Raw genomic sequence first — 13997 nt, forward strand, 5'->3', positions numbered from 1 at the left:
TAGGGCATCGCCAGATTTTTATTAACTTAGCTTATTTCTTGAAGTAAGCTAACTTAATAAAGAATTTGTTTAACAGCCAAATTTGATTAACAGCAATAGTGCCGTGGTTCTACCTGACTCCATTCCGAACTCAGAAGTAAAATGCGGTAACGCCGATGGTAGTGTTGGGTTTCCCAATGTGAGAGTAGGGCACTGTTAATCGCCCAATTTGCGGAGCGGTAGTTCAGCTGGTTAGAATACCTGCCTGTCACGCAGGGGGTCGCGGGTTCGAGTCCCGTCCGTTCCGCCACTTATCTTTAAGCGAGTAAGTTACTCGCTTTCCATTTAGGGGCGTAGTTCAATTGGTAGAGCACCGGTCTCCAAAACCGGGTGTTGGGAGTTCGAGCCTCTCCGCCCCTGCCATTCTTCCTTATCTTATTATCATTCCAAAATGGCATATCTAGCTATTCTATTTTTATTTAATATCTGTCTTTTAAAATAGCGTAAATAAATCTCTTACTTTCTTTTTTGCTATAATAGCCAAAATTTCTTGAAATCACACCGCTTGTAAGAGGTTCAATGGCGACAATGAAAGATATTTCGCGGCTGGCTGGGGTGTCGCTTTCGACCGTGTCGCACGTGATCAATAATTCTCGTTTTGTGAGCGAGGAAATTCGTGAGCGTGTCGAAAAGGTGGTGCGAGAGCTGAATTACACCCCCTCGCTGGTCGCTCGTAGCTTGAAAGTCAAGGAAACCAACACCCTCGGAATGTTGGTAACCGCAAGTCGCAACCCCTTTTTTGCCGAGGTGGTGCAGCACGTTGAGCGTTACTGCGAACGGCACAATTATCATCTGATTTTGGTCAATACCAACGGTGATCCGCAGATGTTGGCGAAGCACCTCGATCATCTATTGCGGAAACAGGTGGACGGCTTGTTGCTGATGTGTGCTGAACCGCAAGATTTGGACGATCCCCAATTAGCCAATATCCCCCTGCCGAAAGTGATTATTGACTGGTGGCAACAGCCGTTAAATGCGGATAAAATTCACGAAAATTCGGAATTAGGTGGCTATCTTGCCACGAAAACGCTACTCAATGCAGGCTATCAAGAGATTGCGATTATCACGGGCGAGCTGTCGAAACCCCTTGCGGTCAATCGGCTGGCTGGCTACAAGCGGGCGTTTGCCGAGCAAAATTTACCGTTGCGAGCCGAGTGGATTGTCGAAAGCCGTTTTGACTATCAAGGCGGTTTAGCGGCGGCGACCCAACTGCTCGCTTTGCCGCACCGTCCACAGGCGATTTTTGCGATGAGCGACACCATTGCGATTGGGGCGTATCAAGCGATTTGGCGAGCAGGCTTGCGGATTCCGCAGGATATTGCCGTGATCGGCTACGATAATATCGAAATCGCCGAATTTCTGTCGCCGCCCCTTTCGACCATTCATCAGCCCAAGGCTCGCCTCGCCAAAAATGCGGTGGAACGCTTGATTCAGCGTATCCGCGAGCCAAACACCCCCGTGCAAACCATTCAACTTGAACCCACGCTGGTGGTGCGAGAATCCTTTTTGCCAAAATTTTCCAAAATCTAACCCCTTGCAATGAAGAAATTAGACCCGATTATCGAACAATTTTTAGATACGCTCTGGCAAGAACACGGCTTGTCGAACAACACGGTGGCTTCCTATCGCCTTGATTTAGAACGATTTTCCGAATGGTTGCCCTCGCCGCAAGCCTTTTTGAGCCTTGATCATTTTGATCTGCAAGCCTTTCTCGGCGAGCGGTTGGAACAGGGCTACAAGGCGACCAGCTCGGCACGAATGTTGAGTTGTTTGCGGAAATTTTTTCGCTTTTTGTATCTGGAAAAATACCGCTTGGATGACCCAACCGCCACCCTCACTTCGCCCCGTAAGCCTGCGCATCTGCCGAAATCGTTGAGCGAAGAGCAAGTGATGGATCTGCTTGATTGCCCGAACACCCTCGACCCGATTGAGTTGCGAGACAAAGCGATGTTGGAACTGCTTTATGCCACGGGGCTACGGGTTACCGAACTAGTGTCGCTCACGTTGGACAATTTGAGCCTACGACAAGGGCTGGTGCGTGTGATCGGCAAAGGCGACAAAGAACGGCTCGTGCCACTCGGCGAGGAAGCGGTTTATTGGCTCAACGAATTTTTTCAGTATGGGCGAGCAATGTTGCTCAACGGCACGCAATCCGATGTGGTGTTCCCGAGCAAACGTGGGCAACAGATGACCCGCCAAACGTTTTGGCATCGGATCAAGCATTATGCGGTGCAGGCTGGGATTGACGCGGACAAACTCTCGCCCCACGTTCTTCGCCACGCCTTCGCCACTCACCTCGTCAATCACGGGGCGGATCTGCGTGTGGTGCAGATGTTGCTCGGGCATAGCGACCTGTCCACCACCCAAATTTACACCCAAGTGGCAAAAGCCCGCTTGAAATCACTTCATCAACAATTTCACCCGAGAGGTTAATATGCAACAAGGTTTCTCACCATTTAGCTGGGCATTGGCTCTGTTCTGCTTGCCAACGGCGTTAATCCCTTTGGCGTTACTGGTTTCGCCAAAATTTTCCAGCAACCCGAATTTGACCCCGTTCCAAGTCGATCTCTTTTCCACCGCATTTTGGACTTACCCGTTCTTTCTGTTTTTGATTGCAGGGATCTTATTCAAACTGCATCAATCCCGCCCAGCCCTTGCCAGAGCATTGCTTGCCGTGAGTTTTGTCGGCTTTTATGGCTTTTTGACCTACATTGTGCAATCCCTTTAACCCAATAAAAATGCTCTTGTTTTTACAAGAGCATTTTTTCAAGAAACTAACCGCTTACCTTAGCCAATTCCGCCCGCATTTGGTCGATCACGGCTTTATAGTCAGGCTGGTCGAAAATTGCGGAACCTGCGACAAACATATCCGCCCCTGCTTTGGCGATGTCGGCGATATTGTTAATTTTTACGCCGCCATCGACTTCAAGACGGATGTTGTAACCGCTCTCATCAATCCGTTTGCGAGCCTCTTGCAATTTGGCGAGGGTGGACGGAATGAAAGATTGTCCGCCAAAGCCTGGATTGACCGACATCAGCAAAATCACATCGACTTTATCCATCACATAATCCAAATAGCTCAACGGCGTGGCAGGGTTGAACACCAAGCCCGATTTGCAGCCGTGATCACGGATCAACTGCAACGAGCGGTCGATATGCTCGCTCGCTTCGGGGTGAAAAGTGATGATGTCCGCCCCAGCTTTGGCGAAATCGGGGATCAGACGATCGACAGGTTTCGCCATTAAATGCACATCAATCGGGCAGGTAATGCCGTAATCACGCAACGCCTTGCAAATCGCTGGCCCGAAAGTCAAATTTGGCACATAGTGATTATCCATTACATCAAAATGGATCAAATCTGCCCCTGCTTTCAGCACCTCAGCGACATCATCGCCCAAGCGAGCGAGGTCGGCGGATAAAATCGAAGGGGCAATTAAGAATTTTTGCTCTGTCATAGGGTTTCCTCACGCATAAAAAAATCGGCTTATGCTATCACAAATGGCAATAGCAAAAGCCGATCCAGTTCACATTTTTTGCTTAAAGTTTAGAAAAGAAGCGGTGGCTTGGAATCACTAACGCACTCGCCAACACCGCTTTCACAATGCCGCCTAATACGAATGGGTATAAACCAAATTCAAGCACTTTGTCGGCTGGCACGAATAAGGAAAGTTGAGCCAAGCCGAACGCAAAGGTTACAATTGTCGCTAACAACGCCACGCCAACGCTTTTCACGAATGAATTTAGCACACCTTTGTCGCTGAAATAGCCGAGCAAATAAGCGGTTGGCACGAAGCCGATCAAATAACCGCCCGAAGCCCCGAACAGCACGCCCAAGCCAGATGCCCCGTTGGCGAACACTGGCAAGCCGATTGCCCCTTCGGCGAGGTAGGCTAACACCGCTGCCGTGCCTGCTTTACGCCCCAACGCAAAGCCGACCACGGTTAAAGCAAGGGTTTGCCCCGTGATTGGCACGAGTGGTAACGGAATGGAAATTTGGGCGAATAGGGCAATCAAATTCGCCCCGATCAAGGTTTTTAGCCAAAATGCGGCGGTTTGGTTGGCGAGCAACCATTTTTTTGTTTGAGAAAGGGATTGTGTCAGCATAAAATCTTCCTTAAAGTTTGTGTAAAAAGTGGGCGGATTATGCCCGAATTGTCAAACAATGTAAACCAAAAGAGGTAGAAAAGTGGTAAGACCGATCTTGATTTATGCCGATCTCGGCACGAGCGAAGTGGGCGTGGCGTCTTTATGAAAGGCGTTCCCCATTGGTTAAATCGCCCTGCTCACACGGTGTCGGCGGCAGAGATTTGTCAAGGGGCATTGGCGAACGCAAGCGGTTTGATTATCCCTGGTGGGGCGGATTTGCCCTATTGCGAAAAATTGAACGGCGAGGGCAACCGCCAGATCCACCACTTTGTTGAGCAAGGCGGATTTTACCTCGGCATTTGTGCAGGGGCGTATTACGCCTGCCAAACCGTTGAATTTCAAGGGGCGGATTATCAAGTGCAAGGCGAACGGGAATTGGGCTTTTTCGAGGGGATCGCCAAAGGATCGTTACCGCAACTGACGGGCGGACACTATTACAGCGAAAACGTGCAATCAAAAACAATGGTAAAACTGGATTTTGTGGATTTTCCGCCCGATCCGACCGCTTGTTACTACTATCACGGCGGCTCAACTTTCCTCAAAAGCCCGCAAGCGGTGCGATCCTCGCAAATTTTCGCCTATTTTGCGGACGGCTCACCCGCCATCGTGGGCGGACAATTCGGCAAGGGGCGTTATCTGCTATCGAGTGTCCATTTCGAGCTTGATCCGCAATGTTATGCAGAATTGATTGTCAAAAATTCCCCCGAATCCGACCGCTTGTCAGAGCAGGAGATCCATCGGGCGTTGCAACAATCACAAGGAAAATCGGTTTGGCAACTCGTTCAAAATGGCTTGAAATAATTATTTTCGCTTTTTCGAGAGGCGATCCCACAAATCGCCCTTGCCGAGATATTGTGCTTCGTCAAACTCAAACACGGGCAAGCCAAGTTTGAAGCGAATGGCGAGCAGGCGGATCGAAAAGCCTGAAATTAGGGTTAAAATCACGGCGATATTTTGTGAGATGCCGACTTCGATCAGTCCCACATAAATGCAGGTGGATAAAAAGGCTACGCTGGCGTAAAGCTCTTTTTGGAACACGAGGGGAATGCGGTTGCACAAGATGTCTCTCAGCACGCCGCCAAATGCCCCTGTGGTAACGGCGGACACCACCGCAATCACAAAACCGTAGCCCATATCAAGGGCGACTTGCGCCCCTAAAATCGAAAACACAATCAGCCCCAAGGCGTCCAGCACAAGGAAAATGGTGCGAAAATAGCCGAGCAACGGGGCGATAAACACGGTCAAAATCGCCGCCCCCGCCACAATCAGAAAATATTGCGGATTCGCCACCCAACCGAGGGGATAATGCCCCAACAGCACATCACGCACCGAACCACCGCCAATCGCGGTAACAGACGCAATAATAATCACCCCGAACCAATCCATCTTCTCACGCCCCGCCGCCAACGCCCCCGTGATCGCCTCCGCGGTAATGCCGATAATATAAAGTGTCAAAAGCAACATTGTTTTTCCTTGCTGATTTTTGATAAAAAAGACCGCTTGCATTATACGGCAAGCGGTCAGATTTCGGGGATTTTTTGCTAGATTACAGGCGATTACCACTTCGATCAATGTAGAAAGTTTCGCCCTGATAGGTTACTTTGGTTTTGATTCGCCCTTTGGTATCTTTGCTAAATCCTTGAGCTTCATCGAAAATCGGATCAATCGCCCAATTTCCAGCTTTATTGATAAAGCCCCATTTTCCGCCAACACATTGACCAGCACTATTTTGGTATCCGCCCCAATACACGCCTGCTACACCTTGCATAAAGCGAGCAGAGCAAACAAAGAGAGGATCAACAATCCAATTTCCCGATCTATTTACATAACCCCACAAACCATTTGAGCCTTGCACGTTCGCAATCCCTTCCGAGAAACGCCCTGCTCGGCTAAATTGAGCGGGAATAACGATCCTGCCGTTGGTATCAATAAACCCAACTTTGCCATTTTGTTCAAATTTTGCCAATCCCTCGTAGAAGGTAAATTGGGTAACATCAAAAGTGGGTTGAGTGGCGGTTGAAGATTCATAGCTCGTTTGATTTGTTTGATTTGCTTGATTCTGCTCAGCTTGTAACGCTTTACGCTGTTCCGCTAAACGAGCCTGTTCCGCCTGTTTTTGTTGCTCAAAGGCTTTACGCTCTGCTTCCAGCCGAGCTTTCTCTGCTTTTTGTTTCGCCTCACGTTCAGCAAGCTCTTTTTGACGAGCTTGTTGCTCACGTTCTTTGGCAAGTCGAGCCTCTTCCTCAGCCTTTTGGCGTGCTTGTTCCGCTTGCTTGGCTTTGGCTTGGGCTTCTTTATCCGCTTGCTCACTTTCAAACAAATTCGCACAAGCCTTTTGTTCGCCTTTATTACAGCTTTGTTGCCAGTAATATTTTGATTTAGCAGGATTTTTCTCAACCCCTTTTCCGATCAAAAACAGCTCACCAAGCTGATACAACGCCTGAGGATTGCCTTGATTGGCTGATTTTTCTAAATAACTCACCGCTTGCTTGGCTTGATCTTTCTCAATCAAAAGTTGAGCATAAAGATATTGAGCATTAGCATTTCCCTCGTTGGCGGCTTTTTCGCACATACTGTAGGCAAGGTTCTTTTTACTGCTATCTTTGATCAAGGATTCGCATTCTTTCGCACTATCATCAAAACAAGCCGTTAATCCCAAAAGAGATAAAAAGGGAAATAATCTTTTCATTTGGATTTTCCTTTATTATTTTTATTGAGAGGCTGTTCATTTGTCATATTAGATGAATTATTCGCAGGGGCTGGATTGCTAGAATAATTTTCTATTTTACGATTGAGTTGAGAAATTTGATCATTAGCACGTTCTAACTCTTTTTTTGCTTGAGCAAGTTCCGTTTTTACTGCCTTTAAATCCCCTTGCGACTTATTGTAATCATCTTCTGATACCCCACTAAAAAAGAGGACATAAACCGCTAAAAACAGTACAAGGAAGAGCGATAAGCCTGCAAAAACCCAAGTTAATGGTGTAACACGAGTTTCCACTCTCACTTGAGGCTCTTGAGCTGGTTGATTGCTCGCTGTCATTCCAAGTTTGGCAATTTGATTTTTGAGATCAGCTAATTGACTAGTTATTTCATCACGTTGTCCTGATGAAAGTGAAGCAAATTGAGCAAGATTTTCTTGATGTAGCGTTTGAGCATTGTTAGCAACGGTTTCCAATACCGTTTTACCTAAATGTTTTAACACATCACTATCATTACGAAGTGAGACTAATTCTGCCTCGGCACGCTGAGCTTGTTCAATATAACTCGCCGCTTTAGAATTCACTTCATTCGCAAAATTTCGTTCAAGTTGCTGATATTTTTCATTCGCTACTTTTTCATTGGTTTGAATCTGTGCAATATATTTATGCAAATAATTCACTTCATCTTGCCAATTTTCCGTGAAGAAATTCCCTGCTTTCAATTCGGCAAAACTGATCGAAACTAATTTTTTCGCTTGCATTTGTTGTGAAATTGAGGGACTTGCCGAAAAGAAAATTTGCTTAAAGCGGTAAAATAGCCCTGAATTTAGCAGTAATCGCAAGGTTTCCACAATTTGATCTTGGGTTGTAGCAATATAGAGATCCCCTTGTTGCTCTGTTTGCGTTAAGTATTGAGGTGGCAAATGCTGTAAATTTTCCGCAATCTCGTTTAATTGTTCTTCAGGGGCAGGGAAAGTTTTACCTGCAATGCTTTCTTTATAAGAACAGGCATTTTTATCGATGAAATTTTCCCATTGATAAAAACTTAATTCATATAGAGCTGATAATACTTTCTCAATGCTATTTTTACCAAAACTAGAATTTATTGTTTCGACAAATGCCCCAAAATAAGTACCTGCACGGGTTTGCCCTTGTTCAAAAATGGAACGATATTCTGCTAAACCTAGAATTTCATTATCACCTTTCCGATATTTTAAACAGTAGAGAGGCTCAATATCTTTTTGGCGAGGATCAGGCAGACAACCACCATATTGCTGCTCTAAATCGAAACTACTAGCAAATTTGATTTGTTTATCAATGCCATCGCTCGTTTGTTGGCGACCATTAGGCGTGCCAAGCAATCCCCAGCCTAGAAGTTGTTTATTTTGTGTTGTCATTATTATTTTCCTTTAAACCAATTCATCAATTTATCCCAACAAGTTGGTTCTTTGATAGGTGAATTACCACCTGTACTATTCATATACAACCAACGGAATAATTTTTCAGGACATTCCTTATTAAATTCCAAAATTAAATCAGAATTATTAGAAAATGTTCCCATATTGTAGAAGTTTGCTTTATTTTCGATAGATTCATTAAAGAAGCTATTAGCAAAGCTAGGTATTTTTTCAAGGGCATATGTCATTTCATCATTCCCACAACGTTCTAATGTTGCATTATCATTCTTATAAATACGATCTGCTTTTGATAACAGTAGAACTTTTGGAAAGTATTTCTTCTGATTATTCTGAATATGTTGAATTTCAGTAAATACAGCATTTAGTACATTTGCTTGTGGTATTTCACCCTTTTTATCTTCCAAAGATTGATCGTAAACAAATGCTAATTTAGTATTTACATTAGATTCTAAAATTGCTGTTAGATAATTTGGCAATTTACCAGAGTTATCATTATATCGAGTAAGGTACGCATTCTGAGAATGCTCACCAGAACAATCTATAAAGACAATATCAATAGGTGGTTTATTTGAGTCTTTAGGGGTAAAAGAAATATGAAACTCAAAATACTGGGTAGTATCTGTACTAGTTATCTCATCAACCCCAATTACACCATTAAAACGATTTTGTAACTGATAGAATAATTCTTCTTCATTATAAGTAGTTTTATTAGTATCTAAATAGACCATTCCACCCAAATAATTTTTCATATAGTGTAAAATACTACCTATAATCCAAGTTTTCCCTGAGGCTGGTTTACCTAAAAATAACACATAATGTTTATTTTCTGCATTATTATTCAGTTCAGTTAGACGCTCGTGATATTGTTCAGGGGTTAATTCTTGCTCAACACTACGTTTATCTAACTTAGCTTTTTTATCCTTTGGACTATATTTATCTTCTTTGAGAGGATTTAATTTGGGTAACTCAGGGCTAACAAGCGGTGAGATTGTTTCCTTTTTTTCCACATTGAGTGGGGTTGAGGCAGAATCAGCCGATTCCGCTGTATCAAACTTCTGATCTAAATCCACGTTGGTTTCAATCGTTTTTTCCGCTACCATTTCGGTTGGTTTATCGGCTTTTTTCTCGTAAGGATTTTTTAACATTGTCGCCCCCTTATAATGCTCGACCTGAATTGATTGGCTTCATTGGCTCTTTTTCGTTACGACCAAAAAAGACGATCAAACAGAGCATTACTAACCAGTCAATTAAGAAACAGACAATCGCCAAAATAAAGGCAATTAGTGGCTGTTCAGTGAATGCAGATTTAAATGAAAAAACAATTTTGCCCGTATCTTGATTTTCAAATTTGGCTTTTTCAAATTTGAAAATAGACGGATTTTTAATAAATTCTTGGGTAATTGAACCGATTTTATTGATATTTTCAATAATATCCGCAATCACTTTTTTGCCTTCATCTTTCACTTTTTGAGCATTTGAATAGCCGAGATATTCTTGAATTTTTTCATCTGTTTCTGCTTTTAAATCGGCAATTTGTTTCTCTTTGGTTTCAAGCTGACCATAATCTGCGGAAGTAAGTTTACGTTTCATCACTTGATCGATATTTTCACGATAACGGTCGGCAATCGCATTCCAGTTGCCCCCTCTTGTACCAAATTCGGTCAAACGTTCGCCTAATACCGCTTCAATTTCGGCAATAATTTCTAAGGCACGTTTCCCTAAACCGGGGCGAGCTGGATCGGTAATTTGGCGAACTAACTGCTCGGTGAGGCTTTCAACTCTGGCACGTTTTTCAGTAATTTCAGGGCTGAAGTTTTTGAAGGCTTTTTCACTGGCATTCACCACATCATCGAGCTTTTGTTTGTGTCTTAATACTTCGTCCGTTAATAAGCGAGGCTCTTGATAATTGGTGTAGATAGCGTTGAAGTTACCTGTGAAGGAAGGTAGGAAGAAAATGGCATACATCAATACGAACGCCAAAATAGGCAGTTTGTTGATACGGCGATAGCCCACCAAAGCGGTGCAACCATACATTAACATTGTGATCGCAAGGGAAAATCCCCACGCCATTTCCGTGCCAAACAGATCGGTAAAACCTTTAGCCGTTTGATAAAAGCTAATCGCCATAAAAACAGTTAAAGGAATATAAACCCAGCCGGGTAGTTTACGAGTTGTTGGTTTCATTTTGACCTCAAAAAAAGTAATAAAATTGAGGTAAAATCATACCAAAATTGATCAAAAAAAAAAACAACTGCATTTTTGTAAAAAAAATGGATAAAAAAAGACCGCTTGCTGAAAAATGATTCAACAAGCGGTCTGATTTTTCCAAATTTTACAAATTTACCACAAATTTCCCGACGCCGAGGTCGTCTTCTTTGCGGGTGCGGTTGATCACGCTTTGCGGGGTTTCGACCACTCGCAAGCCCATTTGGTCTTCGGTGCGAACCACTTCGCCACGCAGGGAATTGGTGTAAACATCGGTGATTTTCACATCCACGAATTTGCCGATCATCTCTGGCGAGCCTTGGAAATTCACAATGCGGTTGGTTTCCGTGCGTCCCGTTAATTCCATAATGTCTTTTTTAGACGGGCCTTCCACCAAAATGCGTTGTTCCGTGCCGAGCATTGCACGGCTGAATTGCATTGCTTGGTGGTTGATCCGTTGTTGCAAGCGGTAGAGGCGTTCTTTTTTCTCGTCTTCACTCACATCATCGGGCAGGTCGGCAGCTGGCGTACCAGGGCGAGCCGAGTAGATGAAGCTGAAACTCATATCGAAATTGACTTGTTCGATGATTTTCATTGTTTGCTCAAAATCTTCCGCCGTTTCACCAGGGAAGCCCACGATGAAATCCGAGCTAATTTGAATGTTCGGTCGCACTTCACGCAATTTGCGGATAATCGCTTTATATTCGAGGGCGGTGTGGTTGCGTTTCATCATTGTGAGAACGCGATCCGAACCGCTCTGAATCGGCAAATGTAGGAAGCTGACCAATTCAGGGGTGTCGCGATAGACTTCGATAATATCATCGCTAAATTCAATCGGGTGGCTGGTGGTGTAACGCACACGGTCGATGCCGTCAATCGCCGCCACCAAACGCAGTAATTCGGCAAAGGTGCAAATGCCGCCGTCAAAGGTTTCGCCACGGTAGGCGTTCACATTTTGACCGAGCAAATTCACTTCACGCACGCCTTGTTCCGCCAGTTGGGCGATCTCAAACAGTACATCATCAACAGGGCGGCTTACTTCCTCGCCACGGGTGTAAGGCACAACGCAGAACGAGCAGTATTTGTTACAGCCTTCCATAATCGACACAAACGCCGTTGGGCCTTCGGCACGCGGCTCTGGCAAGCGGTCGAATTTTTCGATTTCAGGGAAGCTGATGTCGATCACAGCTTTATCACCGTTGCGGATTTGGTTGATCATTTCAGGCAAGCGGTGCAGGGTTTGCGGCCCGAACACAATGTCCACATAAGGCGCTCGCTCACGGATATGCTCGCCCTCTTGCGAGGCAACGCAACCGCCCACGCCGATAATCAAATTCGGTTTGTCTTTTTTCCAGTTTTTCCAACGCCCGAGCTGCGAGAACACTTTCTCTTGGGCTTTTTCACGAATTGAACAAGTGTTGAGCAATAAAACGTCCGCTTCTTCGGGGTTTTCGGTTAATTCTAATCCGTGGGTGGTGTTGAGGAGGTCTGCCATTTTTGACGAGTCGTACTCGTTCATCTGGCAACCCCAAGTGGTAATATGTAATTTCGCCATAATCAAAAAATAATAGGTTTATCAAAGGGTTATAAATGGAAAAGCGTAAAGAGCAACCTCTTTACGCACAATGGGCGGTATTCTACCTGTTTGAGCATTTTTTGGCTAGAACTAATCGCTTACAAGCGGTCAGATCGCAACGAAATTTCGCCGATCCCAAAGGTGCGGACGATTTCGCCCTGTTGCAAAATCAGCTCGCCTTGGGGGGTGATTCCCTGCGAAATGCCGTGAATTTCCTCGTGATCGGTAATCAATTTGACGGGCTGATTGCGGAACAGATCAAACGCCTGCCAACGTTCCGCATAATGTTCAAAGCCGACAAGCGGGTAGATTTTCAGATTTTTTTGCAACGCCACCGCCAAACGGCAAGTAAGTTCGGTGCGGTCGAAATCGTAGTCGGAAAGATCCGCCCACGGCTGGGTAACGAGGGTGGGATCGACCTCTTTCATCGCAAAGTTGATCCCGATCCCAATCACCACGCTCGCCCCCGTTTTGTCGGTTTTGGTTTCCACCAAAATCCCCGCCAGTTTTTTGCCGTTGAGATAAACATCATTGACCCACTTAATCTGCACGCCCTGCACGCCCAGTTCCTGCAAGGTTTCCGCAATAATCAGCGACACCATTAGGCTCAACGGCGGCAGTTGGGCGAGATCGACAGGTTCAAACCGCCATAACATCGAGAAATAGAGATTTTGGCTTTCAGGGGAAAACCACACACGCCCACGCCGCCCGCGCCCTGCGGTTTGACATTCGGCAAGGCAAATCGAACCGCTTGCAAGGCGTTGGCTATGTTGTAGCAGATATTCGTTGGTCGAATCAATCTGCTCAAACACCAAGGCTTCGCCGAGGGGCAAGGCTTGCTGGATTTTCGCCTGATCGAGTTTCATCGCGTAATCGCCTCGCTATCCAATTCGCCGTCCGCCCCGATAAAACGCACTTCGGGGGCAATTTCCACCCCAAATTTGGCTCGCACCTGACGACGAACTTCCTTCGCCAACGCCACCACGTCCGCCCCCGTGGCGTTCTCTTTGTTAATCAGCACCAACGCCTGTTTGGTATGCACCGCCGCCCCGCCGATTTGGAAGCCTTTCAACTGGCATTGGTCGATCAACCAGCCCGCAGGTAATTTGACCGAACCGTCCGCTTGCGGATAGTGCGGAATGGCGGGGTAAGCGGTCAGTAACGGCTCAAATTTTGCACGCTCGATCACGGGGTTTTTGAAGAAACTGCCTGCGTTGCCAAATTCATCAGGATTCGGCAATTTGGCACGGCGAACAGCACAGACTTCCTCAAAAATTTGTTGAGGGGTAACGGTTTGCGGATCGAACTCGGCGAGCGAACCGTAATTCAGCACGGGCTGCCACGCTTTCGCCAACTTCAAGCCAATTGCCGTGATCGCAAAATGTTCACGATATTGATGTTTAAACACGCTTTCACGGTAGCCAAATTCGCATGCGTCTTTGTTCAAGTGGAATGTCTCGCCCGAACGCAAATTCAGCACCTCGACAAAATCGCAGGCTCGCTCAAATTCCACGCCGTACGCCCCGATATTTTGGATCGGTGCCGAGCCAGCCACCCCAGGGATCAACGCCAGATTTTCCAAACCGCCAATGCCGTGGGCGAGCGTCCATTGCACCAGCTCGTGCCAATTCTCGCCGCCTTGCACGGTTAAATAGTGGAAATGGTCGTCCTCACGGTGTTCAATCCCTTTGAGCTGATTGACCAACACCACGCCGTTGAAATCGTCCAAAAACAGCACATTCGAGCCTTGCCCGAGCAACAAAATCGGCAAGCTAGCCTGATCGGCTTTCTGCCACTCGCTCAATAACTGTGCCTTGCTCGAAAATTCAATGATCTGACGTGCTTTCGCAGGTAAATGAAAAGTGTGAAAAGGGGTTAGGGTTTGGTTCATAACATCAATTTATTGGAAAAA

At 45.7% G+C, this 13997-nt stretch carries 14 protein-coding genes, 2 tRNA genes and 1 rRNA gene; 7 read left to right on the plus strand and 10 right to left on the minus strand.

Annotated elements, in window-relative coordinates; genetic code table 11:
- Positions 1-85 precede the first annotated feature (85 nt).
- The 6 genes from rrf (at position 86) to B0187_RS02485 (ending at position 2767) form a co-directional block, all read left to right on the plus strand.
- Positions 86-201 (plus strand): 5S ribosomal RNA (rrf, locus tag B0187_RS02460).
- An 11-nt stretch (positions 202-212) separates the two neighbouring features.
- Positions 213-289, plus strand: a tRNA-Asp gene (locus B0187_RS02465).
- A 37-nt stretch (positions 290-326) separates the two neighbouring features.
- Positions 327-402, plus strand: a tRNA-Trp gene (locus B0187_RS02470).
- A gap of 156 nt (positions 403-558) precedes the next feature.
- Positions 559-1569, plus strand: a complete 1011-nt coding sequence (locus B0187_RS02475) for a substrate-binding domain-containing protein (RefSeq protein ID WP_078236288.1) — start codon at positions 559-561, stop codon at positions 1567-1569.
- Between the two features lie 9 nt (positions 1570-1578).
- Positions 1579-2472: a site-specific tyrosine recombinase XerD gene (gene xerD / locus B0187_RS02480; protein ID WP_078236289.1), complete on the plus strand. Its 894-nt coding sequence runs from the start codon at positions 1579-1581 to the stop codon at positions 2470-2472.
- Between the two features lies 1 nt (position 2473).
- Positions 2474-2767, plus strand: coding sequence for a DUF5389 family protein (locus B0187_RS02485; RefSeq protein WP_078236290.1), 294 nt, complete (start codon positions 2474-2476; stop codon positions 2765-2767).
- Between the two features lie 46 nt (positions 2768-2813).
- On the opposite strand, the gene rpe is transcribed toward B0187_RS02485, so the two are convergent.
- The gene (gene rpe / locus B0187_RS02490; RefSeq protein WP_078236291.1) at positions 2814-3494 is read right to left on the minus strand and encodes a ribulose-phosphate 3-epimerase; all 681 of its coding nucleotides are present in this window, start codon (positions 3492-3494) and stop codon (positions 2814-2816) included.
- Between the two features lie 82 nt (positions 3495-3576).
- Positions 3577-4143 (minus strand): biotin transporter BioY, encoded by a 567-nt coding sequence (locus tag B0187_RS02495; protein WP_078236292.1) that lies wholly within the window; start codon positions 4141-4143, stop codon positions 3577-3579.
- A gap of 144 nt (positions 4144-4287) precedes the next feature.
- On the opposite strand from B0187_RS02495, the gene B0187_RS02500 reads away from it, so the two are divergent.
- Positions 4288-4986, plus strand: a complete 699-nt coding sequence (locus B0187_RS02500) for a BPL-N domain-containing protein (RefSeq protein WP_078236293.1) — start codon at positions 4288-4290, stop codon at positions 4984-4986.
- On the opposite strand, the gene B0187_RS02505 is transcribed toward B0187_RS02500, so the two are convergent.
- The 8 genes from B0187_RS02505 to murB form a co-directional block, all read right to left on the minus strand.
- Complete coding sequence (locus tag B0187_RS02505; protein WP_078236635.1) at positions 4987-5649, minus strand: trimeric intracellular cation channel family protein; 663 nt, start codon at positions 5647-5649, stop codon at positions 4987-4989.
- 82 nt (positions 5650-5731) lie between these two features.
- Positions 5732-6874, minus strand: coding sequence for a WG repeat-containing protein (locus B0187_RS02510; protein ID WP_078236294.1), 1143 nt, complete (start codon positions 6872-6874; stop codon positions 5732-5734).
- Positions 6871-8283: a hypothetical protein gene (locus B0187_RS02515; RefSeq protein WP_078236295.1), complete on the minus strand. Its 1413-nt coding sequence runs from the start codon at positions 8281-8283 to the stop codon at positions 6871-6873. The genes B0187_RS02510 and B0187_RS02515 overlap by 4 nt, the downstream gene beginning before the upstream one ends.
- 2 nt (positions 8284-8285) lie before the next feature.
- Positions 8286-9449, minus strand: coding sequence for an ATP-binding protein (locus tag B0187_RS02520; RefSeq protein ID WP_078236296.1), 1164 nt, complete (start codon positions 9447-9449; stop codon positions 8286-8288).
- Between the two features lie 10 nt (positions 9450-9459).
- Positions 9460-10488: a coiled-coil domain-containing protein gene (locus B0187_RS02525; protein WP_078236297.1), complete on the minus strand. Its 1029-nt coding sequence runs from the start codon at positions 10486-10488 to the stop codon at positions 9460-9462.
- Between the two features lie 148 nt (positions 10489-10636).
- The gene (gene miaB / locus B0187_RS02530; RefSeq protein WP_078236298.1) at positions 10637-12064 is read right to left on the minus strand and encodes a tRNA (N6-isopentenyl adenosine(37)-C2)-methylthiotransferase MiaB; all 1428 of its coding nucleotides are present in this window, start codon (positions 12062-12064) and stop codon (positions 10637-10639) included.
- Positions 12065-12183: 119 nt separating this feature from the next.
- The gene (locus B0187_RS02535; RefSeq protein WP_078236299.1) at positions 12184-12951 is read right to left on the minus strand and encodes a biotin--[acetyl-CoA-carboxylase] ligase; all 768 of its coding nucleotides are present in this window, start codon (positions 12949-12951) and stop codon (positions 12184-12186) included.
- Positions 12948-13976 (minus strand): UDP-N-acetylmuramate dehydrogenase, encoded by a 1029-nt coding sequence (gene murB / locus B0187_RS02540; protein ID WP_078236300.1) that lies wholly within the window; start codon positions 13974-13976, stop codon positions 12948-12950. The genes B0187_RS02535 and murB overlap by 4 nt, the downstream gene beginning before the upstream one ends.
- Between the last annotated feature and the right edge of the window lie 21 nt (positions 13977-13997).

The organism is Haemophilus paracuniculus, from assembly GCF_002015115.1.
GTDB classification, from domain to species: Bacteria; Pseudomonadota; Gammaproteobacteria; order Enterobacterales; family Pasteurellaceae; genus Haemophilus_E; species Haemophilus_E paracuniculus.